The sequence below is a fragment of the Sphingomonas sp. UBA978 genome (genome assembly GCF_002292295.1).
Classification (GTDB): Bacteria; Pseudomonadota; Alphaproteobacteria; order Sphingomonadales; family Sphingomonadaceae; genus Sphingomonas.
Genome location: NZ_DBBS01000014.1, coordinates 21,167 through 44,575 on the forward strand (window position 1 = coordinate 21,167; position 23,409 = coordinate 44,575).

The following is a 23,409-nucleotide window of genomic DNA, read 5'->3' on the forward strand; positions in this document are numbered from 1 at the left end:
ACCATGGCGCATCTGTTGATGCTGGAAAGCTGGGTGGGTGGGACAGGTCGGATATTTCCGCCGGCCATCACCGCGCGCGGGCATCGTTACACGTTCGTGAGTCGTAATCGCGATCACTACCGCGACCCGCATACGCGCGAAATCCATCCGGTCATCGATCATGCCGATCATGTGCTGACGACCGAAACGAACGACGTGCCGGCGCTCATAGATTTCCTGCGTGCGCAGCACGCCATCCTGCGGTTCGACGGCGTCGTCACCATCTGCGATTATTATATCGACACGGTTGCGCAGGTCGCGCAGGCGCTTGGCCTGCCGCAGGGTTTTTCCTCGAACGTGGCCGCCGAACGGCGCAAGCACTGGGTGCGCGGGGCGATCGATCGCGCCGGACTGCCCAATCCGCGCTTCGGTGCGGCGCATTCGTGGGAGGAAGCGGTCTCGATTGCCGGGGGAATCGGCTATCCGCTGATCCTCAAGCCGTCTGACCTTGCATCCAGTGCGTTCGTTCGGCTGGTGCGCGACGAAGCCGAATTGCGCGCCGCGTTCGACGCGCTGGCCGCGTTTTCGCGCAACTTCCGCGATCAGGCGCGCGAGCCGTTGTGGCTGATCGAGGCGTTCATGGAGGGCGAGGAAGTCAGTGTGGAGGCCGTGACCTTCGCGGGCGAGACGACGATCCTTGGCATCACCGACAAGAGCGTCACGGGCTTTCCGCACTTCATCGAGGACGGACACATGTTTCCCGCGGGGCTCGACGACGTGACGAGCGCGGCAGTCACCGCGCTCGTCTGCGATGTATTGAAGGCGGTAGGGCACGATCACGGAATCAGTCATACCGAGGTCAAGTTGACGCCGGACGGCCCGCGCATCGTCGAAATCAATCCGCGTCCCGGCGGCAATTATATCGTCGAGCTTGTTGAGCGTGTTACCGGTATCGATCTACTGGCGGTACAGATTGATCTCGCACTTGGCCGGCGGCCCAACCTGACCCGCCAGCGTAATGATGTCGGAAGCGCCGCGATCAAATTCCTGGTGCCGCCACGCGCGGGTACGATCGAGGCAATCGATCGGCGCGAGACGCTGGACTCGGATCCCGCGATCGCGCGCCATGCGGTGCCACCAATCGCCGGGATCGAAGTGCCGGCGGCGATCGACAACGGCTGCTACCTCGGTCACGTCGTGGCGGTCGATCCTACTGGAGGCGATGCGCGCCGGCTGGCAGAAGCGGCCGTCGCTCGCCTTGACCTGCGCTACGCCGATGCGGCAGCACCGCGACCGGGAGTTGCCGCATGACTGCCTCGTTCGAGCCGGCAACCGTCGATGCACTGATCCAGGCGGTGCTCGGCGGCGCCTTCGGCGCCGACCCGGCCGCCGTGCCGGTCATCGGCGTCTTCTGGGTAGCGCAGAGCACGCGTTTCCCCGGCACCAGTCAGACCTATCGTAACTATTACCTGCTGCTTCGCGCCGGTGCCCATTTCGGAGCGTGCTGTGTCGAGCGGAACCAGTTCGACGCGAGCATCGCCGACGAGTTGGCGGGATCGACGATCGCCGATCTGCTTCACGATGCGCGCCTTCCGGTTCGTATCGCAGCGCTGGACGCATATCTCGCTGGTCAGCGACCGCACGACGCCGACGGACGTGCCCAACGTGTCATGTTGCCCTTCGGCGATCCACCTACGCGTGCCGTCGCCCGCGACGAGGCGATCGTGCAGCTTCTTCGGATTGCGCCCGGCACGAAGGTCGGGCTGATCGGTGTCGTCAATCCGCTGGTCGCAGCGATCAAGGCGCAAGGTGGCGTCTGTCTGCCGTGCGACTTCAACATGGAGCGGACGCAGGACGGGCAGCCCGTCGTTGCCGACATGACCGGGGTGCTGGAAGAGGCGGACATGCTGCTCGTGACCGGGATGACGCTGGGCAACGGTTCGTTCGACAGGATCGTCGACACGGCACGTCGGCGCGACGTTCCTCTGGTCGCCTATGCGCAGACGGGCAGCGCGATCCTTCCGCAATTTCTGGGCCATGGGCTGACCGCCCTGTCCAGCGAGCCGTTCCCCTTCTCGCAGTTCAGCGGTGATCCGACGCCCATTTACCTCTACCGGCACGATCATGGCGGCTGACGCGGCTTCGTTGGACGAGCGCGCCAGACGGCGGGCGCTCAACGCTCTTCTCGTCTACACGTTCTTCATGGTGGCAGGGTTCACCATGGTGATGCCGCTCGTCGCGGTTCACTTCGTCGATCGTATAGGCCTGACCGCGGCAGCGATCGGTGCGGCACTCGCGATTCGGCAGATCACGCAGCAGGGGCTTGCCGTCTTCGGCGGCGCGCTGGCGGACCGGATCGGCAACCGCCCGATGATCGTCGCGGGCGTGTTGCTGCGCGCCCTCGGCTTCACGGCGCTCGGCTTCGCCACAGATATGCCGACGTTGTTCGTCGCGATGCTCGTCTCCGCTCTCGGCGGCGCCTTGTTCGAGGCGCCGTATCAGGCCGCTATCGCCAGTCTGACGACGGACGACGACCGAGCACGCTATTACTCGATCAGCAACACGATCAGTGGGATTGCCACGACCGGCGGGCCGTTGCTGGGGGTGGCGCTGTTGCGGTTCGATTTCCGGATCGTCTGCTTTGCGGCGGCGGCATGTTTCGGTCTCAATGCCGCCGTTGCCTTGCTGCTTCCGCGCCTGCCCGTCCCAGCGGAGGCGCCGCGTCTAGCTCAGGGCTTCCGGCTGGTGTTGCGCAACCGTCCGTTCGTACTGCTGACGTTGATCATGATGGGCTACTGGTTCGTTTCGGTCCAGATCAACATCACGTTTCCGCTGCTCGTCGTCCGGCTGACCGGCTCGGAAGACGGCATCGGCGTAATGTTCGCGTTATCCGCCGCAATGACGATCCTGCTGCAATATCCTGCGACGCGCTGGCTCGAACTGCGCTTGGCGACCGAGCAGATTCTGACTGTGGGCGTGGTTCTTATGGCAGTCGGCATGTTGGTGATCGCGTTCGTCGGCAGCTTTCCCACCTTTCTTGCCGCGGTGGCCGTATTTTCCCTCGGCACTCTTCTCACGCGCCCGACGCAGCAGGCCATCACCGCCGGCCTCGCCGACAGGAATGCGTTGGGCACGTTTCTCGGCTTCAACTCGCTGGCCTTGGCCATCGGCGGCGGCATGGGAAATTTTCTCGGCGGTTGGATGTTCGATACCGCCGGCCGGATGGCAACCCCGATGCTGCCCTGGCTGGTCTTTGCGATCGTCGCCCTCTTCACCAGTCTCGCGCTGCGTGCGCTTCTTGGCCGAAGAATGCTTGCGGCTTCGGTTAGCAGTACCTCCGGCGGCTAGAATCCGCTTGGGGCGCGAGGCTGCCCGCCGCTGGTGAGTTCGGCGCTGTCTTGCGGTTGGCTGTGCGCGGTCCGGTTGATCGAGTATCTCGTCCTCATTATCGGCACATCCTGATCGACATCGCGCTGATCGATGTCGTCGACGGACAGGCCCGCGTGGTGACTCGGGTCGGGCCAGTGTTGAACAGTAGTCTGACCGCGGCTAAGCTGGTCGAGAGGACAGGGTACAAGGCCGTTGCGACGGGTATCGCGGTTAAACCCAGTTCCAGCACTTCTCACCATGTCTGCGGTCATAGTGGGATGCTACGGGGGGGGCTGCAAAAACTGCGTGAGAATATACACGCAATAACGATGACCTATGATACGAAGAACGATGATTGTGGTTACTGTCCCCGCAACCGAACATCATTGACACCCAAGCCCCGTAGCACCCGCTCCGGGGCTTTCGGCGTTTCTCGCCTCTTTCCTCTCCCGCGCACTCACCCATGCGAGGATGGCGCGGAATTCGCCGTGCAGCGGCACATGCACCTCGCCTCGCTTCGCGCCGGGCGTCAGCGTTACCCGGCCGATATTCCCGTTGATGGGACATGAGGACACGAAAGCTACCTTAGCCGCAACATGAACCGGGGAGCAGGTCATCTTGCAGGGCGCATCATCCGACTGAGGCGGCCTTCTCCCGCTGACGATGAGGCGGAAAAACGCTGGCGTCGCACACGACCAGTGTCGCGGCATGCGAACTATTGCGACGCACGCTCCACACGCCGGGTTCGGTATCACCCAAAGCCCCCCTCAGCGTACCACCGCATCCATCAACCCGTCACGCACCAGTCTGTCCCGAAGCGATCCGAGGTGATCCGCATAACGCCGCCACGCCCCGATGCCGTCGGCATTGATCCGGCGCCGGACCTGCGTCGCGCTGGCGGTCATCACCGCGCCCGTCGCCTCGTGGGGGCGCAGGCATGCGGCCTCGAAGGGCAGGCCGCATGCGTCGAGCAGGCGGCGGATGTGCGGTTCGGGATCGGCGATCAACGCCTCCAGCGATACGCGGATCAGCCCGATCTCCGGAATGCCGCCCCAATGCTCCATCAACGCGCGATGGTGGCGGTAATGGTCGGCCAGGTCGTCCTGCGCATAGGACCAGCTGTGGCTCCCCGCGAACAGCCGTTTGTAGGCGCCGAACAGCGCATCCATCGGATCGCGCTCCAGTGCGACGATCGCCGCATCGGGAAAGGCGCGCCGGATCAGGCCGACATAGTGGATGTTCTGCGTCCGCTTGTCGATGGTGACCGTCCGCCCGCCGTCGAACGGTGCCATCTCGCGCGTGTAACAGGTCGCGATGGCGGCCGGCGGCACCGTGACGGCTGCGGCGACGACGCGCGCATCGAGCAGCGGCGCATCGGCGCAATTCGCCAGCCGCCCCACCGCGATCGCGAACGCCTTGGGTTCGCCCATGGCATGGACCTGGCTGTGCGCCGCCAGGATCCGCTCGACCAGCGTCGTTCCCGAACGCGGCAGGCCGACGATGAAGATCCGTCGCGGTCCTTCGCGCCGTACCGCATCGGGCGCGGCAAAGGCGGCGGCAGGACAGTGCGTCCGCCACGCGGCGATCGTCGCGGCCTCCTCGTCGCGCGACCAGGGCTCCAGCCGTCGCATGATCGCCGCACCGCGTTGCAGGCAGTTCCAGGCGGCGTCGGTGTCGCCGATGTCGTCATATTCCTTGAACAAGGCATAAGCGACGCGTGCGGCCTCGGCCGGGCTGCGGCAGGCGACCTGTTCGAGCGCGGCGACGTGATTGTCGCTCGCGGTCCAGCGGCGCAGATGCGACAGGCGGTGGCTAGCCGCGACGAAGCGCCCGCCCGACACGGCGATGGCGCGCTCCAACGCCATCTGCGCGCCGGTCCGGTCGCCGACATATTCGCGGATGCTACCCAGATTGTAACAGGCGTCGGCGTCGTCCGGCACGGCCGCGCAGGCCCGCTCGGCAAGCGGCAAGGCCTCTGCGGGCAATCCGGCATGGGTCAGCGTGAAGCCCGCCAGCACGAGGTCGCGGGGATCGCTCATCCCCGCCGTCACCGCCGCACGCACGCTGCGCACGGCATCCGCCAGCCGTCCTTCCTCGACGAGAGGCCGCGCCCGCTGCGCCAGAAAGCGCGCCTCGACGGGGGATCGTGCCGGGGCCTGCCGCGCGCCGCAGGCGAACGCGCGTTCCGCGTCCACCATCCGCCCGGCGGCCATCGCGGCCTGCGCATAGAGCCACCAGCCATCCATGTCGTCCGGCGACCGGTCGGTCACCCCCTTGGCCAGCCGCATCGCCGTCGTCGCATCGCCCCGTCGCATCGCATCCGCGGCGGCGACCAGCGGTCGGGCAGGGCCGGTCCGCGTCATGCCGGGACCGGCGCGGCGCAATGCGCGCGGATATAGGCTTCGTGGGTCGGCATGCGTTCCGCGACCTGTCGTATGCCGGTGCGGATGCTCGCCAGATGGCGGGTCAGCGCGTCGTCGTCGATACCGTCCGCCAGCGGATCGTGATCGTCGGGCACGATCCCCTGACCCAGCATCACGCTGAACCAGCTGGCTTCCTTGAACTGATCGAACTCGCCGGGCGCGATCCGTGCCGTCGTCCGGAACGATTCCATCATCCGCTCCAGCCGTTCGGGGAGCGCCAGCGCCCGGCAATAGCGCCACAGTGGCTCCTCGCGCGCGCCCGACAGGCGATAATGGAGGACCAGGAAATCCTTGATCGTATCGAACTGCAGGTCGAGCTGGCGATTGAACTCGGCCACCGTGCAAGGATCGGGCGTCCGGCGCGGGAAATGGCCGATGATCTTGTTGAGCGAGTTGAGGATGACGTGGATCGTCGTCGCCTCCAGCGGCTCCAGAAAGCCTGCCGACAGGCCGACCGCGATGACGTTCTTGTTCCAGATCTGTCTCGCGCGCCCCGTCCGGAATGTAATCATTCGGGGCTCCGCTAGCGGTGCTCCGTCCAGGTTGCGCATCAGCACGTCGCGCGCTTCGTCCTCGCTCATGAATGCGCTGCAAAAGACATGGCCGTTGCCCGTGCGATGCTGCAGCGGGATGCGCCACTGCCAGCCTGCAGGCCGCGCGGTGCACCGGGTGGACGGATCGATCTCGGCGGTTGCCGCGCAGGGGACCGCCCAGGCACGATCGCACGGCAGCAGGTCGGACAGGTCGATCGTTCCGGTGTTCAGCACGCCCTGAATCAGCAACGCGCGAAAACCGGTGCAGTCGAGGAACAGGTCGCCCTCGACGACGTCGCCGCGATGGGTGTGGAGCGCCACGATGTGACCGGTTTCGGGATCCTGATCGGCCCGCTCGATGATCCCTTCGATCCGCCGGACCCCCATCGCTTCGGCCAGGGAACGTAGATACCGGGCGTAGCGCCCGGCATCCAGATGATAGGCATAGCTGAGCGTCTTGAGCGGCGAGCCGGGCGGCGCACGATCCGGGCGGTCGAACCGGCGCATCCGCGCGGCGACCGAGGTCATGCAATAATCCTCGAACGACGTGACCAGCCCCCGGCGCCGCGCCTTGACCCATAGATGCTGGAATCCGACCCCGCGAAGCGGCGCGCCGTACCGGCCGAAGGGGTGGTAGTAGCGGCTGCCCGCGCCGGTCCAGTCGCGAAAGTCGATGCCCAGCTTGAACGTCGCCTGGCTCGCGCGGACGAAGGCGTCCTCCTCGATCCCCAGAACATTGTTCAGCCAGTGGATACCCGCGATCGTCGCTTCGCCGACACCGATAATACCAATATCATCCGACTCGACCAATTGGATCGTACAGCCCTGGTGCTGCAGGACTTTCGCCAGCACCGCGGCGGACATCCATCCGGCCGCGCCGCCCCCGGCGATGACGATCCTGCGTACGGCTTCTCCCGCCATTCCCCTGTCCTCCCGATGAACTCTTCTAACGGAAAACCTGCCTTTTACGGAGGTGATCGCAGCCGGTGGTCCGAAGGTTTCGGTGCCCGGCGACGATAAAAATTGTCATCATATGTCGCCATATATGTCGACTTTGACCGAAAAATATAAGTCCGTAATTGACATAGATTGGTATTGTAACATAGCCTTCCTTCCGGGGGTGGGCCGAAGAGGGCGGCACACGGAAACAGGGAGGGCTCAATGAAAGTTCGTACGCTTGCGTTGTTTACTACGGCGATCACCAGCGTCGGCTGGTCGGTTTCCGCCACCGCGCAGGATCAGGTCGCCGATACGCCTGCACAGGAGCAGACGCAGGCCGACGCGCCCCGCAGCACCGCTGATCGCGTGACGCAGCGGCTGGAGAAGCGCGGAGAGGCCAATACCGATGGCGATGGAGACATCGTCGTCGTCGGCACGCGGAATGCGATCGCCAACTCGATCGACACGAAAAGGGCATCGTCGGCGCAGATCGACGTCATCACCGCGGAGGACGTGTCCCGCTATCCCGACGTCAACGTCGCCGAATCGCTGTCGCGCCTGCCGGGCATCACGATCGATCGTACGGCGGGCGGGGAGGGCGCCAAGGTGTCGATCAACGGCATCGACTCCCGGCTGATCCTGACCCAGTTCAACGGCCAGCCGATCGCGACCGCCGAAACCGGCGCCAACAACCGCGATACCGGCCGCAGCTTCAATTTCCGCAATCTGGCGCCGGAACTGATCGGTACGGTCGAGGTCTACAAGACGTCCGAGGCGCGGCTGGACGAAGGCGGGGTCGGCGGCTCGATCATCGTCAATTCGCGCCTGCCGTTCGAACTGCCCCGCAATACCCTGTCGGTGGCGGCCAACTACAATCTGAACCTGCGCAACAAGGAACGCGATCCGCGCGCGTCGATCCTGTACAGCTGGTACACCGAGGACAAGACCTTCGGCATTCTGGCAAGCCTCGCCTACAACAAGTCGGTGCTGGGTTCGGGGTCGTTCGAGACGCGTTATGGCCCGGCCTGCAACGGCAATGGCTGGGGCGGCTGCACCAACGGCGCGACCGGGGCGTTCCGCAACGCCGCACTGCTGCCCACCGTGACCAGTGGCCCGGCGCTGAACAGCGCGATGCTGGTGCCGCAATTCCTGTGGATGAGCGCGACCCGGTCGAACAGCATCCGCACCACGGGCTATCTCGCGGTCCAGGCAAAGCCGGTCGACAATTTCGAGATGCAGGGTACCGCGCTGCGCATCTGGGGCGATTTCTCGGATTACACGCAGACCTTCCAGACCGACTTCAGCGTGCCCTGGAACCAGAGCAACGCCTATGACGCGGGATCCGCGCCGATCACCCGGCTGTCGACCGTGACCACCCAGGCGGCGGGCATCACCGGCGGCGCGGGCAATTTCGCGGTTCGCATGGACGAATATTACAAGCGTTCGAAGCTGAACACCGAGGTCTACAACATCCGGACGCGCTGGTCGCCCGGGCGGCTGGACATGGTCCTGAACGCGGGCATCACCCAGGCGACCGGCGGCAGCGACCCGGAATATTACCTCAGCTTCTACGGCAACACGTCGGGCAGCTTCGCCTTCGACCGCAACGGGCCTGCATTGACGCTGGCGACGTCGCCGACCGATCCGGCGCTGTTCAAGACGCGCGCGGCCGGCCAGCAGGCCGGGTTCGTGAAATTTGCCGAGACCCTCGACCGCTACCAATATGCCAAGTTCGACGGCAAGCTGAACCTCGATTGGGGCCCGGTGAAGGATCTGCTGTTCGGTGGCCGCATCCAGCAGCATCGCTCGCTGAACAAGCCGACCTTCTACAACACCGTGTTCCCGCGCACCGAGAGCATGGCGGCGTATCAGACGTCGGTTCTGGACCCGACATTGTGGCGAGGGCTGGGGGCAGGCGGCGCGCTGCGCAGCATCGTCGGCCTGACACAGGACTCGCTGACCAAATTCTCCGAGGCCAACCGGTCGCCGGGCAATGCCAGCGGCAATTACCGCGATGCCGGCAACTTCTGGAACACGATCGAGAATACCAACGCCGCGTATGGCCAGATCAATTACAGCGTCGGCCGCCTGTCGGGCGATATCGGCGTGCGCTACGCCAGAACCAGCAACGAACAGACCTATCGCTCGACGCTCGATTACGACCCGTGGTACGAAGAGCAGGTCACGATCAAGCGCGGCTACGACGACTGGTTGCCGTCGTTCAACGCCGCCTATGAGGTGACCGATGACATCAAGCTTCGTGCCGCGGCCAGCAAGGTCGTGTCGCGCCCGAGCTTCGCCGACATGTCCGGGCAGGTGGAATACAGCATCGACCGGTATTCGAGCTTCGGGCCGTTCTTTGGCGGAAACGGCGGCAATCCCGACCTGAAACCCTATCGCGCGTGGCGCTACAATGCGGCGTTCGAATGGTATTTCGCGAAGGGCAGCCTGTTCAACGTCGATCTGTTCGTCAACGATATCCAGTCGTACATCGTGCGCAAGAACGCCTTCGTCGAGGTCGTGGTCCCGACCGAAGCGGTCGATTTCTGCCGGCAGAACCGGTCGCTCTTCTGCAACGGCAAGCTGCAGCGGACGAACACGATGCTCGTCAACACGCCCTTCAACGGCAGCAACGCGCAGGTGCGGGGCGCGTCGATCGGCCTGACGAGCAATCTGGCCTGGGGATTCGGCATCCAGACCAATGCGACGGTGCTCGACCAGAAATACGGATCCTTCACGGACAACTTCAATGCTCCCGGCAAACTCCCCCTCCCCTACCTCTCGAAGCTGAGCTATACGATTTCGCCCTTCTTCGAGCGGGGGCCGGTCCAGGCTCGTGTCTCCTACACCTGGCGCAGCAAGTATCTCGACACGGTCGGGACGGAAACGGACGCGCCGACCTACGTCAACGCCTGGGGACAGTTGGATGCCCAGGCGGCGTACAACATCACCGACAGGCTGGCCGTGACGATCGCGGCGCAGAACATCCTCGACGCGACCGAAAGGCCGACGACCAACGGCAACCTGCCGCTGGCGTGGAACCGCTACGGCGCGCGCCTTACGGCGGGTGTGACGTTCCGCATGTTCTGATGGTTCGGGGGGCTCGGCGTTTCCCAATCCTCGTCGGGTCCCCCCACTGGGCGTGGTGGTCATGGCCGTGAGCGGTGCGATCTGTGCCGCAGCATAGCCGCAGTCGACCACGCCCCTTTGTTTCGCGGTGCCGCCGGATGGTCACGGTGAGCATCGGGTCATGCCAATTTGCCAGAGATATATTTCCCCAAGACATGCGTCGCGAACGATCGGGGTTCGTGAGGCGACATGTCAGGCCGGTGCGGTCCACCGCGGCCTGCGGCCGACGGGTTTCCACGGCGCCTTCCCATCGACGACCGAGAGTTATGCGCGACCATCAAATCACGTGAAGCAGGAGGGAACGATGATCGAACGCAAGACGACGACCGATCGCAGCATAAATGCCGACTGCGGTCCGGGCGGCGCGGCGACGGTCAGCGTCTGACGGCGCAGATGGCAGGGGCACGGACGGAACGGAGCTATCCGGTCCCGTGCCCCGCATATGACCGTCGACCGCTGACCGAGCGGCGCCGAGACAGGATCGCGGTGCGCATGCAGCTGGCGGTACGTACCTGCCACAGCGGGCACGACCGGCGATCAAGCGCACCGGAAGCTTTCGTTGGTGTGCAACGCGTTTCCGGAGCAAAAGCGATCCCAACCAAATGCGCCTCTGGAGCGTGTGCCTTTTCGGCTCGATCGGACTCGCTCCTCGGGCGGGGCCGTTGCCGGCAAGATCGGCGCCGCTCCGCTCAGAATCTGCGCCGCACCGTGCCGAAGACCTGACGTGGCGATCCGGCCTGAAGCGTGTTGTTCAGCGATGCCGCCGTGTTGAAGAACTGGCCCGAGCCGAGCGCCGCGATGTAGGTTTCGTCGGTCAGGTTGACGGCATTGATCTGGACCTCGACGCCGGCGAACGTGCTGTCCGCGGGGAAGCGATAGCCGATCGCTGCGTCGAATAGCGTGTAGCCCTTGACCGTCACGTCGCCGGTATAGGTGACGTTGCGGCGGGAGGTGTAGGCGCCCGCCAGATTGGCGAAGAACCGGCCATCGTCATAGTTGATCTCGCCCTTGCCGAGATGGGCGGGGGTGTCGACGGTGCGCACACCCCGGGTCGGGACGAATGCCGCGCCATTGACCGTGTCGTCGTCGTAGGTGCTGTCGTTGTACGAATAGGAGGCGATCAGCGCGAGCGGACGCGCCAGCTGATAGGTGGCGGCCACTTCGACGCCGCGGCTCGTGACGCTGCCGACGTTTTGCAGGATGCTCGGATTGCCGAGGATGTTCGCACCGCTGAAGGCCGCCAGCAGCCGGTTCCTGAACTTGACGTCATAGCCGGCGAGCACCCCGCGGACCCGGCCGAGATCGAAGCGCCAGCCCGCCTCGATGGTGCGCGACGTCTCGGGCTTCAGCGTGTCGCGGATGGCCTCGAAACCGACCTGGGTCGTGCCGAAGGGGCCGCGGAACGAGCTGATGTACGCGCGCATGTTCTCGGCGTAATTGGCGAACAGCTCCTGACGACCGATGCGATAGGTCGCACCGATCTGGGGCTGGAACCAATCCCTTGCGGCGATCCGGCCGTTGATGAACGGCGTTCCGACGGTGGTCGTGATGCCGTTCGACACGCGTGCGCCCTTGAAGCCGCCGGCGATCGTCAGCGCGTCGAGGATTTTCCAGCTGTCGCTGACGAAATACTGGTTCGTCACGGTGGTCAGGTCGGTGAGGAAATCGCTGCGGAATGGCGTCGTCAGGAAGCTGGTGACGTCCGGCCGGTTGGTGAGGCTGGCGGCATAGTAATTGCGGTCGGTGCTGGCGCGATTGTCCTCGTGCCAATAGCCGATCTGGACCGTGTGCCCGCCGAGCGTCGCCGTCGCGCGGGCGAGGCCGCCGTCGCGCGTGATGCCATATTCGGTGGTGCGGACCGACAGCGGGAAGCCATCGGGGGAGAAGACCGCCGGCGTGTAGATGCCGCCGCTGCCCTTGTCGTAATGGTGGTAATAGGTGGCGCTCGCATCCAGCCAATCGGCGACCGGCACGTCAAGCGTCACTGCGCCCAGCCAGTCGCGCCGCACGCCCCCGCTGTCGTAATAGGTGTCGTTGACGTTGGTATAGGGTGCCGGAAAGGCGACGCCTGCGGTCGGAAAGGGCAGGGGGCGGCGTGCGGCCTCAGCGGTCCGGTTCGCACTTACCTGCGACAGCAGGATCGCGGTGGCATAGTCCGGGCGCAGGAAATCAAGGTCGTAGCCGATGCGCGACAGCGTCGCCGGCGACAAATCTGCGTAGTTGCGCTCTTTGTGGAGCGAGTAATTGAGCCAGCCGGTCAGCGTCGCATCGCCGATTGTCTGGACGATCTTGCCGTTGACCTTGTTGTCGGACTGGCCGCCGAAGCCCTTCCACTTGCTGGCGTCGTGGATGACGCCGGAAACCGACAGCAACGTGCCCGTCGCCAGTTCGCCGCTGTCCAGCCGGCCATACAGATGCACCGTGTCGTACATGCCATAGGTCAGTGCCACTTCGCCGCCGAGATCCTGCGACGGCGCGCGCGACACGAACTCCAGATTGCCGCCGAGATTGCTGGTCGAGGCGATGCCGAGCGATCCGGCGCCCTGCGAGACGTCGACCCGCGCGATATTCTCGGTTGCGATCGCGCGGCTGACATGCAGGCCGTTGTGATTGTTGTAGAACATGTCGCCGAGTGGCACGCCGTCGAGGGTGTAGCCCATTTGGCTCTGGTTGAAGCCACGCACCGACAGGCGGGTGCCCAGTTCGTACGACCCGAAGGGGTCGGAGCTTTGCAGCGCCACGCCGGGCAGGCGGGCGACCGCCTTCAGCGGCGAACTGCCCGGTGGCAGAATCTCGATCGCCTTGCGCGAAACCGTCTGTTCCTGGCGGACCTTGCCGCTGCCATAGACGACGATCTCGCCTCCGGACTCCTGCGGTTCGGCCGATGCGATCCGGTCGTCGGGTGCGGTTTGTGCGCGCGCGACGCCGGAGATGGCGAACAGCGCGCTCACCGAGGCGAGCAGCATCGTCTTGCGGATCATCGGGTTCCCACCTTTTGAGAAGCGTCGTAAGGTCGTCGTTCGTCGACGATCGTCAGGGCCCGGTTACGATCGCCCGGGGACGTTTTCGTTGCGCTTCTGCGACGTTTCCGTGACGTCCGGTTCTCCGTGTCATCGCCGCGTCATGGCAGGCGGACAGGATGGATGCGCATGACGACATCCGATCACCTGTGGCATCGCCGGGCGCTACTCGCCGCCATGGCCGGGCTGGCGGTGATGCCGTCGATCCCGCTCGATGCCCATGCGCGGACCGATGCGGACCCGTTCGCCCTCGGCGTGGCGAGCGGTGATCCCACGACGGACGGCTTCGTCCTGTGGACGCGGTTGATCGGGCCGCATGCCACGCCGCTGCAGGCCGCAACGGTTGCGGTCCGTTATGAGGTGGCGACCGATCCGCACTTCCGCACGATCGTCCGTCGCGGGCGGGGCGGCGCCTTTCCCGAGCGCGCCCATGCGGTACACGTCGAGGTCACGGGTCTGCCGCCGGGCAGGCCCTATTGGTATCGCTTCCACGCGCTCGGCGCGACCAGCCCGGTCGGGCGGGCGGCGACGTCGCCGGTGATCGCGGACCGGTTGCGGCTGGCGGTGACGTCCTGCCAGCATTGGGAACAGGCATGGTTCGGCGCCTATCGCGACATCGTCGCCGCCGAACCCGATCTGATCGTCCAGCTCGGCGACTATATCTACGAGCAGAGCTACCCCGACCTGCCCCGCATCCGCGACTTCGGCGCGTCGGAGCCGCGCGATCTGGCCGGTTATCGGCAGCGGCATGCGCTCTACAAGACCGATGCCGATCTTCAGGCCGCACACCGCGCCTGCCCCTGGGTGGTGACCTGGGACGATCATGAGGTCCTGAACGACTATGCCGGCCTCGCCAACCGCGAAGGATTGCCGCCCGCATTATTCGCACCGCGGCGTGCGGCGGCCTATCAGGCCTATTTCGAACACATGCCGATCCGGCCCGGCCTGTGGCGCAATCGTCGCGCACCGCGCCTGTATCGCGCCGTCGACTGGGGCGATCTGGTGTCGATGTCGGTCCTCGACACCCGCCAGTATCGCAGTGCGCCGCCATGCGCCGCGCCGGACGTGGCGCGGAACGTCCGGCTGGAGGACTGCGCCGCGGCGTCGGCACCGGGTCGCACGATCCTGGGAAGCGCGCAGGAACGCTGGCTGTCCGATCGCCTTGCCGGCGAGCGCCGCCCCTGGTCACTTATCGCGCAGCAGGTGTTCTTCGCCCCGCTCTGGCTGGACGGCGCGCGGACGTCGACGTTCAGCGATCAGTGGGACGGATATGCGGCCAACCGTACCCGGCTGCTGCGCGACATGCAGCGGCCGGCGGTGACGAACCCGATCGTGTTGAGCGGGGACGTGCATTCCTTTTGGGCGAACGATCTTCGCGGCGAGGACGGTACGGTCACAGGGGCCGAACTCGTCACCTCCGCGCTGGGCGCCGCGCCGCCGCCGACCGGGCGCTTCGGCGATGTCGGGCAGAATAACCCGCACGTTCGTTTCCACGACGTCCGGCATAGCGGCTGGACGCAGATCGATATCGATCGCGCGCGCGTGCGCGCCGACATGCGGATGATCGTGGACAGGGGCGACCGCAACGGCGCCATCCGCAGCGGCGGCGCGTTCGTCATCGCCGCGGGGGCGCGAACGCTCTCCGCGGCTTAGGGATCGTAACGGCTCGCAGGGCCGGATGGTCCGGAGCCTGACCGGCACGTACGGTCGCGCACAGCCGAAGCCGGCACAGACACACGCCGGCGCCTGCGCATCCCCGGTCCCTCGCGGATCGCAATGCTAGAGGCGAAACCCTTGCGCCGCCCACCAGGCGAACAGCGCCGCCGCGACGATCCCGGCAAGTGCACGCAACGGCGATGCGCCGAGCGGTTCGGCGGGGTGGCGCGTGCCGGCCGGGCTGCGGCCGTGGATCATCGGACCGATCAGGTCGTGGCGCAGGCGGATCAGGTGGAACAGGATCGCGATCACATGCAGCGCGACCAGCGCGAGCAGCAGGTTGAAGATCAGTTCGTGCGCCGAGGCGGCAAGCCGGCCCTGTTCGAAGCTGACGTAATCGGCGAGCGGACCCGATTCGAGCCCGTCGACATCCACCGCGAACAGGCCCGCCAAGGCCATCGCGACCAATGCGGCGAGCATCACGATCACGCTCCATCCGCCGATCGGATTGTGCCCCGGCGGGGCTTCGTCGCGCCCGGCGATCAGCCCGCGGGCATAAGCGATGCCGGTGCGCGGTCCCTTCACGAACTGCGCGAACCGCGCGGTGCGGCCGCCGGCGACGCCCCAGTAAAGGCGGAACACGACCAGCGCGAGGATCGCATAGCCCGACAGGCGGTGCCATGCCATGTCGTGGCGTTCGCCGCTCCACCAGGAGAAGGCCATCAGCACCACCAGCGTCCAGTGGAACAGCCGCACCGCGGCGTCCCAGACGGGCACGCGGGCGGTCGTGCCGGGGGAGGGCTCCGCCGCCATCGCGGTCAGCTGTCGGCGCGGAACTGGCGATGGCAGGCGGCGCAGGTCGCACCGGTCGCCTTCGCCTGCGCGCGGATCGCGGCGACGTCGCCGCCGTTCGTCACCGCGACCAACTTGCCCGATTCGGCGATCAGCTTCGCCATCTGCGCGTCGAAGGTGGCGCGGTCGCTCCAGATCGTGGTCAGTGCGTCGTTGGGCACGCCGGCCGATGCGCCGCTGCCGGCGGGGAACAGCGCCGGCTGTTCGCGCGCGGTCGCGGCGAGGACGCGCGCGGCGGCGGTCATCGCATCCTTCGCCGGGGCATCGCTTTTCAGCTGGTCGTTGAGCGCCTTCATCGCGCCGCCCATCTTCTTGAACCCGGCCTGCCGCGCCGCCACCGCCGCCGCGGGCGTGGGACCGGCCGCGGCCAGCGTCGCGGAGGCTGCCAGCGTCGCCGCGGCGAATCCGAGCAGGCCGATCTGGAAATGTCGTGTCGTCGTCATGCGATCATCCCGTGCTTGAAGAGGGCGGCATCACCGGCGCGCCGCCGCGAGCCGTATCGGTGTCGGTTCCGCAAAGACCTGATGGAACAGGGTCTTCACGTCGGTCAGGCCCGTGTCGGCGATCGCCGCCGCCGTATGCCCAGACCGGTCGGCGATATCGGTACGCGCGCCGCGGTCGGCGAGCAACCGCATCGTCGCGGCCATGTCGGGCGGCATCCCCGCGCCGAGCAGGCGGTGCAGCGCGGTGCGCCCGCGGGCATCGGCGACGTCGACCGCGGGCGCCGCGTCCAGCGCCACCGCCATCGCCGCGGCGCTGCCGCCATTGGCGGCCGCCAGCACGACGTTCGTCCCGTCCGCCGCGACGAAATGCGGATCGGCGCCCGCCGCCAGCAACAGCGTCATCGCCTCCGCCCGGCCATGCGCGGCGGCGACCAGCAGCGGCGGCGTCGGCGGCACCGGAGGCGGCGGCACCCCGAAATTGGCCTCCGTCACCCAGGTGATCCGCGACGCGCCGGTCAGGCCGTTGGGATCGGCCCCCTTTGCGAGCAGCAGCGCGATCAGGGCGGGATCGCCCTCCGCCGCGGCGGCGTGGAGCAGCTGGTTGCCGTTGCGGTCACGGGCGGTCAGGTCGGCGCCGCGGGCGATCACCAGCGCGGCGGCGGCGGGATTGTGCTGGTAGAGCGCCAGTTGCGCGGCGCTGGTCTCCTCGGGCCCGCGATGCGTGGGGTCGGTGCCGGCGGCGAGCAACGCTTCGGTCGCGGCGGGGACGCCGCTCTTGATCGCGAAGAACAGCGGCGTGAACCCCGCCTTCGACACCCGGTTCACGGCGGCGCCCGCGGTGAGCAGCAGCGCCATCGCCTCGGTTCGGCCGGCGGCGGCCGCCCACATCAGCGGCGTCTGGCCGCGATCGTCGACCGCATCGGCCGCCGCGCCCGCCGCGAGCATCCGCGCCACCACCGCGGCGGGCGCGTGGGCGGCGCAGATCGCGAGCGGGGTGATCCCCTCCGGCCCGGCGCGGCGCACGGCGGCGCGGGCATCCAGCAGCTGCGCGACGACCCCGCCGTCGCCCAGTTCGCACGCCAGCGCCAGCGGGGTGACGCCATCGCCGTCGGCGCGTTGCGGATCGGCACCCTGCGCGAGCAGCATCGCGACCATCGTCGGGTCCTGCGTATCGACTGCGATGCCGAGCGGGGTCGCACCGAACGCCAGCCGCGCATTGGCGTCGCCCCGGCCGCGGATCGCGGCGCGCGCGGCGGCGACGTCGGTGTCGCGGATCGCGCGGACCAGCGCTTCGGGATCGCGGGCGTGCGCCGGTGCCGCGCCGGCCAGCAAGACCGCGGCGGCGAGCAGCGGCAGGGGCCAGCGCTCAGCCATGGGCCAGCCCCGCCAGCACACCCGTGCTGTCGCCGAAGGTCCGCGCCGGCACGTCGAGCAGGTGCAGCCCGGCCAGCAGCAGGTTCGACATCGGCGTGTGCGGCGTCACCGCCATGTGGCGGTTCCCCTGCACCAGCCCGCCCGCGACGATCACCGGCAGGTTCATATGGTCATGCTCGTTGGGGTCGCCGAAGGCGGAGCCGCGGATCACCAGCGTCCGGTCGAGCAGCGATCCCTCGCCGTCCTTCGTCTCCTGCATCCGCTTCAGATAATAAGCGAAATATTCCATGTGATGGCGATTGATCCGCGCCAGCTTCGCCATCTTGTCGGGGTTGTTGCCGTGGTGGCTGAGCATGTGGTGCGAATCGGGGACGCCGATCTCGGGATAGGTACGGTTGCTGAGCTCGCGGCCGATCATGAAGCTGCCGACGCGGGTGATGTCCGCCTGCATCGCCAGCACCTGCAGGTCGATCATCATCCGGACATGCTCGTCGAACGAACCCGGGATGCCGGCCGGGCGCTGCATGGCGGTCGCCTGCGGTCCGTCGCCGCCAGCGCCCTCCGCCGCCATCGTGCGCTGGATGCGGCGTTCGATATCGCGCGTCGCCTCCAGATATTCGTCGAGCTTGCGGCGATCCTCCGCGCCCAGCCGGCCGGACAGGCGGGCGGTGTCGTCCATGACGAAATCGAGGATGCTCGCCTGGCGCCGGAGCTGCGCCAGCCGGCTGGCGGCGTCGAGCGCGTCGCCATCGCCGAACAATCGCTCGAACACGTCGCCGGGGTTGGCCGTGACCGGCAGCGGCACGGTCGGGCCGCGCCACGAGATGCCGTTGGTATAGGCGCAGCTGTAGCCGATGTCGCAGCTGCCGAGCAGGCTGGCCTGATCGATGCCCAGTTCCAGCGAACTGAGCCGGGTCGCGTCGCCCAGATGCGCGGCATAGACCTGATCGACCGAGATCGCGCAGCGGATGTCGGTGCCTTCTGTCTGGCGGACATGGGTGCCGGTGAGGAAGGCGGGGCAGGAGCGGCCGTGCCCCGCCGGCCGGTCGCCCATCGCCGCGGCGCTGGGATGCGCGAGGCCGCTGACCACCGTCACCCGGTCGCGGAACGGCGCCAGCGGGGCGAGCGTCGGCGGCAGGACGGCGGGCAGCGCGGACCCGGTGCCCGGCTCGGGCACGAATCCGTCCATCATCATGCCGTTGGGCGAATAGAAGATCTGCAGCCGCTTGGGCCGGGCCGCGCGGTCGGCGGCGCGGGCGGCGGGCATCATCGCCTCGAGGAACGGCAAAGCGATCGTCGTGCCGGCGCCGCGCAACAGCGTCCGGCGGCTGATCGGTCCGCGTAACAGTCTCATGATATGTCCCTCATTTCAGGGGCACCTTCCGCTGGGTGAAGGGCGCGCTGGTCGCAATGCCGCGGACGATCGTCTGGATTCGGTAGTCGTCCGCCGCCGCCGCGCGCGCGACCTGGCGCACCGCGGGCATGTCGGCCGCGCCCAGCCCGCGGCCGAGCGCATAGGTCATCAGCCGTTCGGTGAAGGCCGCGGCGAATTCGTCGCGATGCGTCATCAGGATGCCCTGCAACCCCGCCAGCCCGGCGAACTTCGTCCCGTCCGGCATCGTCGCGCCGGCGTCGATCGGCTGGCCGGCATCGACCCGGCGATAGCCGCCGATCGCGTCGAAATTCTCCAGCGCGAAGCCGAGCGGGTCCATCTTCACGTGGCAGGCGGCGCAGGCGGGGCTCTTACGGTGCAGCTCGAGCTGTTCGCGCGCGGTCAGCAGGCGGCCGTCATGCTTGTCCTGCAACGCCGGCACGTCGGGCGGCGGCGGTGGTGGCGGCGCGGCCAGCATGTTGTCGAGGATCCACTTGCCGCGCTTCACCACGGAGGTGTGGTTGCCGTAGGAGGTGACGGTGAGGATGCTCGCCTGCCCGAGCAGGCCGCCGCGGTTCGACCCGGGCGCGAGCGCGACGCGGCGGAAGGCGGGGCCGGTGACGCCGCCGATGCCGTAATGCTGCGCCAGCCGCTGGTTGAGGAAGGTGTAATCGGCAGCGATGAAGTCCAGCACGCTGCGGTCGGTGCGCAGGACGTGGCCGAAGAACATCTCCGTCTCGCGCGCCATCGCGCTGCGCAGCCGCAGGTCGTAGGTCGGGAAGACCGCGATGTCGGGGCGCTGCTGGTCGAGGTTGCGCAGGTAGAGCCACTGGCCGGCGAAATTGGTGGTCAGCGCGTCGGCGCGCGGATCGGCGAGCATCCGCGTCACCTGCGCGACCAGCACCGCCGGATCGTGCAGCCGGCCCCGTTCGGCGACCGCGAGCAGCGCGTCGTCGGGGATGCTGCTCCACAGGAACAGCGCCAGCCGCGACGCGAGTTCGAGGTCGCCGAGCGGATGGACGCTGCCCGGCGGTGCGCCGGCGGGATCGCATTCGATCAGGAACAGGAAGTGCGGCGACACGAGGATCGCCTCCACCGCCGCCTCCACCCCGTGCGCGAAATCGCTGCGCGACCGTTCGGCGGCATAGACGCGCATCAGCGGCGCGAGGTCGGCCGCGACCACCGGCCGGCGATAGGCGCGGCGGGCGAGGGCGGCGACGATGCGGGTGGCGCACGGCGTCTCCGCGCCCTTCGTCTTCGGATCGCACAGGAAGATGCGGCGGCGGCTCGGCGTGTCGCCCGCGCCGGCCGAGGCGAACGGCCCGGCGACGTCGACCTGCAACACGTCGCGCGGCCAGTTCTGCTGCGCGTAGCGCGGCGACAGGCGATAGGAGGGCACCTGAAGCTGCCGCACCCGCGCGCCGTCGACCGACACGTCCAGCGGCAACATCACCGGCGGCGCGGTCGGCATCGGCACGACGTCGAGCGTGTTGCGCAGCGTCTGGATGCTCTCGTCGGGCGCGAGGCGGCGGCGGAACGACAGCGCGATGGCGTGCGACCCCGCCTTCAGCGGCACGCGCACGCTGACGCGATCCTCGGGCAGGTCGTCGGTTTCGTTGTTGGTGTTGGCGTTGAGATGCGCGGTGATTTCGTACACCCCGTCGTGGCGCGCATAGTAACGCACCGCGCCGCCGCCGCGCGATCCGAGCGGCAGGTCGTCGCCCGCGCGTTCGTTATAGGCGGGGCGGCCGCCGTTCATCACCGACCCGTCCTTTGGCATGGGAAAGGTGGTGACGATGGCACGGCGCGACGCCAGCCCGGTCGCCAGCCGCCCGACCCTGCCCGCGACCGCGACATAGCGGTCCATCAGCGTCGGCGAGACGCTGAGCACGTCCGCGATATTGTCGAAGCCGTAGCCGGAATTGTCCTGCGGCAGGTCGCGGCTGACGTCGACGTTCAGCGCCAGCAGGTCGCGGACCGCATTGGCATATTCGACGCGGTTGAGGCGGCGGATGGTGGCGCGGCCGGGATCGGGATGCGCGATCGCGCGCGCATCGAGCGCGCGGCGCAGCCAGGTGACGAATGCGGTGCGCGCGGCGGCATCGGGTTGCGGCCGGTTGAGCGGCGGCATCTCGCCCTGGCTGACCCGGCGCAGGATCTTTTCCCATTCGTCGGCATGCGCGCCCCGCGCGGGATCGCCGGGCCGCAGATCCTCGATCGAGAGGCCGGCGGCCTTGTCGGTGTCGTTGTGGCAGCGCGCGCAATATTGGTCGAGCAGCGCCGGCGGGGCATCCGGCCCGGCCGCCTGCGCCGCGGGCGGCGGCGCGGCACCATCGTCGGACCGGGCCAGCACCGATCCGGCGGCGATCAGCGCGCTGAGCATCAGCACGCCGCTGTGCAGGGTAGGGCGCCAGGTCGGGCTCATGCGGTTCAGGTCCATCCTTTCCGAGTGGCCGCGAGGCGACCGTCGGGCCATGTCGCGGCGGCGCGGGGCGCCGGCCGGCGAATGCGGCATGCCGGGGAGGTAACGGACGGGGACTTGCCGCGTCCATTGCCGTTAACGCGACGCCCGGAGCGCAAAATGAGCGCATGCCCGGAGGCGGCGGCGTTCACCCACCCCTGCCGAATTTCGGCAACGCATCGTGCTTTTAATGGTCGTTGAGCAGGCGGGGGCGGCGGCGCTAGGTCGGGCGCGGGCGGCCCTGGGGGGAGCCGCCCGGGCGGTATCGACGTCGGGCGACGCGGCCGCCAGCCACATACCAACCGGGGGGACGACGATGCGGGCGGCTGTTGCTGCGATCACGATGGTGCTGGCCTCGCTGCCGTCGCCCGCAGCGGCGAAGGCGGCGGCGGGTGCGGCGGCGAGCGCAGAGGCGCGAACCGCGGCGCGGCTGGACCGGATCGCCGACAGCCCACCGCGGCTGCGCCTGTTCCTGCAGGCGATGCCGAAGGGCGGCGACCTGCACAACCATATGGGCGGCTCGATCTATGCCGAGGATTATCTGCGTTGGGCGGGCGCGGGCGGATTGTGCCTGACGACGCCGGGCTATGCGATCGTCGATCCGCCGTGCGACGCGCCGGGTCGGGTGCCGGCGGCGGGGCTGGAGCTGGACTATCCACGCTGGTCGGGGGCGATCGATGCGCTGTCGACCCGCGGGTTCGAGGCGGGGGTCGGCGACCGGTCGGTGTCGGGCTACGACCGGTTCTTCGCGACCTTCGCGTCCTTCTCCGCCGCGTCGCGGGGCAATATGGGCAAGGAGCTGGCGGCGACGCGGGAACAGGCGGCGGCCGACCGGGTGTCCTATGTCGAACTGGGGGCCGGATCGCGCGCGGCGATGACGCTGGTCACGGCGATGGAAGAGCGGGAAAGCGACAATTTCGCGGCGATGACCGCGCGGCTGGCGCCGCTGCTGCCCGCCGTGGTGGCGCAGGTGCGCGCCGATTACGACGCGGGCGAGGCGGCATCGGCGGCGATCGACCAATGCGGGACCGCCGCGGCGCAGCCGGCCTGCGCGGTCGAGGTGCGCTATCTCTTCACCGCGTTGCGGACGATCGCCCCGGCGAAGGTGTTCGCGCAACTGGCGCTGGCGTTCGCGATGGCGGAGGCCGATCCGCGCTTCGTCGGTGTCAACATCGCCGCGCCGGAGCACGATCCGGTCGCGATCCGCGACTATGCGCTGCACATGCGGATGATCGCCTTCCTGAAGGCGCGGCATCCGCGCGTGAACCTGTCGCTGCATGCCGGCGAGCTGGTGTTGGGGCTGGTGCCGCCGCGCGAGCTGGCGTTCCACATCCGCGACGCGGTGGCGGTCGCGGGGGCGCGGCGGATCGGCCATGGCGTCGACATCGCCTATGAGGCGGACGCGGCGGCGCTGCTGCGGCGGATGGCGCGGGACCGGGTCGCGGTGGAGATCAACCTGACCAGCAATGCGGTGATCCTGGGCGTGAAGGGCCGCGACCACCCGCTGTCGCTCTATCGCGAGGCGGGGGTGCCGGTGGTGCTGTCGACCGACGACGAAGGCGTGTCGCGCAGCGACATGACCAACGAATATGTGCGCGCCGTGACCGAGCAGGGGCTGCGCTATCGCGACCTGAAGCAGATCGTCCGCGACGGGTTGCACTATGCCTTCCTGCCGGGGGCCAGCCTGTGGCGCGACCGGGCGGGCGGCGCGCGGGTCGCGGCCTGCGCGGTGGCCAGCGCGCCGGCCTGTGCGGCGTTCCTCGCGACCAGCGCCAAGGCGACGCGGCAGATGCAGCTGGAGCGGGACATGACCGCGTTCGAGGCCATGGAGCGGTGAGCAGGTGCGCTGTTTTTTGCAA

Annotated in this window: 14 protein-coding genes; 6 read left to right on the forward strand and 8 right to left on the reverse strand. The window is 67.8% G+C overall.

Annotated elements, in window-relative coordinates:
* The first annotated feature begins 3 nt into the window (after positions 1 to 3).
* The 3 genes from B2515_RS06555 to B2515_RS06565 are packed head-to-tail and all read left to right on the forward strand — an operon-like array spanning position 4 to position 3,327.
* Positions 4 to 1,290, forward strand: coding sequence for an ATP-grasp domain-containing protein (locus tag B2515_RS06555; protein ID WP_293875046.1), 1,287 nt, complete (start codon positions 4 to 6; stop codon positions 1,288 to 1,290).
* Positions 1,287 to 2,114, forward strand: coding sequence for a Rossmann-like domain-containing protein (locus tag B2515_RS06560; protein ID WP_293875048.1), 828 nt, complete (start codon positions 1,287 to 1,289; stop codon positions 2,112 to 2,114). Before B2515_RS06555 ends, B2515_RS06560 begins: the two co-directional genes overlap by 4 nt.
* The gene (locus B2515_RS06565; RefSeq protein ID WP_293875049.1) at positions 2,104 to 3,327 is read left to right on the forward strand and encodes an MFS transporter; all 1,224 of its coding nucleotides are present in this window, start codon (positions 2,104 to 2,106) and stop codon (positions 3,325 to 3,327) included. The genes B2515_RS06560 and B2515_RS06565 overlap by 11 nt, the downstream gene beginning before the upstream one ends.
* A gap of 788 nt (positions 3,328 to 4,115) precedes the next feature.
* On the opposite strand, the gene B2515_RS06570 is transcribed toward B2515_RS06565, so the two are convergent.
* A complete protein-coding gene (locus B2515_RS06570) occupies positions 4,116 to 5,711 on the reverse strand; it encodes a tetratricopeptide repeat-containing sulfotransferase family protein (RefSeq protein WP_293875051.1) in 1,596 nt (531 codons plus the stop codon).
* Positions 5,708 to 7,225, reverse strand: coding sequence for a tryptophan halogenase family protein (locus tag B2515_RS06575; protein ID WP_293875052.1), 1,518 nt, complete (start codon positions 7,223 to 7,225; stop codon positions 5,708 to 5,710). The genes B2515_RS06570 and B2515_RS06575 overlap by 4 nt, the downstream gene beginning before the upstream one ends.
* Positions 7,226 to 7,465: 240 nt before the next feature.
* On the opposite strand from B2515_RS06575, the gene B2515_RS06580 reads away from it, so the two are divergent.
* A complete protein-coding gene (locus B2515_RS06580) occupies positions 7,466 to 10,333 on the forward strand; it encodes a TonB-dependent receptor (RefSeq protein ID WP_293875054.1) in 2,868 nt (955 codons plus the stop codon).
* Between the two features lie 728 nt (positions 10,334 to 11,061).
* Here B2515_RS06580 and B2515_RS06585 read toward each other — a convergent pair.
* Positions 11,062 to 13,353, reverse strand: coding sequence for a TonB-dependent receptor (locus tag B2515_RS06585; RefSeq protein WP_293875056.1), 2,292 nt, complete (start codon positions 13,351 to 13,353; stop codon positions 11,062 to 11,064).
* Between the two features lie 168 nt (positions 13,354 to 13,521).
* On the opposite strand from B2515_RS06585, the gene B2515_RS06590 reads away from it, so the two are divergent.
* Positions 13,522 to 15,045 carry an alkaline phosphatase D family protein gene (locus tag B2515_RS06590; protein ID WP_293875057.1) on the forward strand — a complete coding sequence of 508 codons (1,524 nt, stop codon included), beginning with the start codon at positions 13,522 to 13,524 and terminating at the stop codon, positions 15,043 to 15,045.
* Between the two features lie 126 nt (positions 15,046 to 15,171).
* Here B2515_RS06590 and B2515_RS06595 read toward each other — a convergent pair whose 3' ends face one another.
* The 5 genes from B2515_RS06595 to B2515_RS06615 are packed head-to-tail and all read right to left on the reverse strand — an operon-like array spanning position 15,172 to position 21,514.
* Positions 15,172 to 15,861: a cytochrome b/b6 domain-containing protein gene (locus B2515_RS06595; protein ID WP_293875059.1), complete on the reverse strand. Its 690-nt coding sequence runs from the start codon at positions 15,859 to 15,861 to the stop codon at positions 15,172 to 15,174.
* Positions 15,862 to 15,866: 5 nt separating this feature from the next.
* Complete coding sequence (locus B2515_RS06600) at positions 15,867 to 16,343, reverse strand: c-type cytochrome (RefSeq protein ID WP_293875061.1); 477 nt, start codon at positions 16,341 to 16,343, stop codon at positions 15,867 to 15,869.
* Positions 16,344 to 16,373: 30 nt separating this feature from the next.
* On the reverse strand, positions 16,374 to 17,717 hold the full coding sequence (locus tag B2515_RS06605; protein WP_293875063.1) for an ankyrin repeat domain-containing protein: 1,344 nt from the start codon (positions 17,715 to 17,717) through the stop codon (positions 16,374 to 16,376).
* Positions 17,710 to 19,071 (reverse strand): DUF1552 domain-containing protein, encoded by a 1,362-nt coding sequence (locus B2515_RS06610; protein ID WP_293875065.1) that lies wholly within the window; start codon positions 19,069 to 19,071, stop codon positions 17,710 to 17,712. The genes B2515_RS06605 and B2515_RS06610 overlap by 8 nt, the downstream gene beginning before the upstream one ends.
* 10 nt (positions 19,072 to 19,081) lie before the next feature.
* Positions 19,082 to 21,514, reverse strand: a complete 2,433-nt coding sequence (locus B2515_RS06615; protein WP_293875066.1) for a DUF1592 domain-containing protein — start codon at positions 21,512 to 21,514, stop codon at positions 19,082 to 19,084.
* A gap of 352 nt (positions 21,515 to 21,866) precedes the next feature.
* Here B2515_RS06615 and B2515_RS06620 point away from each other — a divergent pair, with 352 nt between their 5' ends.
* Entirely contained in the window at positions 21,867 to 23,387 is a 1,521-nt protein-coding gene (locus tag B2515_RS06620) for an adenosine deaminase family protein (protein WP_293875068.1), read from the forward strand.
* The last annotated feature ends 22 nt before the right edge of the window (positions 23,388 to 23,409 follow it).

Coding starts and splice junctions, on each gene's coding strand:
- B2515_RS06555 (WP_293875046.1), top strand. CDS start 4: ATGGCGCATCTGTTGATGCTGGAAAGCTGGGTGGGTGGGACAGGTCGG.
- B2515_RS06560 (WP_293875048.1), top strand. CDS start 1,287: ATGACTGCCTCGTTCGAGCCGGCAACCGTCGATGCACTGATCCAGGCG.
- B2515_RS06565 (WP_293875049.1), top strand. CDS start 2,104: ATGGCGGCTGACGCGGCTTCGTTGGACGAGCGCGCCAGACGGCGGGCG.
- B2515_RS06570 (WP_293875051.1), bottom strand. CDS start 5,711: ATGACGCGGACCGGCCCTGCCCGACCGCTGGTCGCCGCCGCGGATGCG.
- B2515_RS06575 (WP_293875052.1), bottom strand. CDS start 7,225: ATGGCGGGAGAAGCCGTACGCAGGATCGTCATCGCCGGGGGCGGCGCG.
- B2515_RS06580 (WP_293875054.1), top strand. CDS start 7,466: ATGAAAGTTCGTACGCTTGCGTTGTTTACTACGGCGATCACCAGCGTC.
- B2515_RS06585 (WP_293875056.1), bottom strand. CDS start 13,353: ATGATCCGCAAGACGATGCTGCTCGCCTCGGTGAGCGCGCTGTTCGCC.
- B2515_RS06590 (WP_293875057.1), top strand. CDS start 13,522: ATGACGACATCCGATCACCTGTGGCATCGCCGGGCGCTACTCGCCGCC.
- B2515_RS06595 (WP_293875059.1), bottom strand. CDS start 15,861: ATGGCGGCGGAGCCCTCCCCCGGCACGACCGCCCGCGTGCCCGTCTGG.
- B2515_RS06600 (WP_293875061.1), bottom strand. CDS start 16,343: ATGACGACGACACGACATTTCCAGATCGGCCTGCTCGGATTCGCCGCG.
- B2515_RS06605 (WP_293875063.1), bottom strand. CDS start 17,717: ATGGCTGAGCGCTGGCCCCTGCCGCTGCTCGCCGCCGCGGTCTTGCTG.
- B2515_RS06610 (WP_293875065.1), bottom strand. CDS start 19,071: ATGAGACTGTTACGCGGACCGATCAGCCGCCGGACGCTGTTGCGCGGC.
- B2515_RS06615 (WP_293875066.1), bottom strand. CDS start 21,514: ATGAGCCCGACCTGGCGCCCTACCCTGCACAGCGGCGTGCTGATGCTC.
- B2515_RS06620 (WP_293875068.1), top strand. CDS start 21,867: ATGCGGGCGGCTGTTGCTGCGATCACGATGGTGCTGGCCTCGCTGCCG.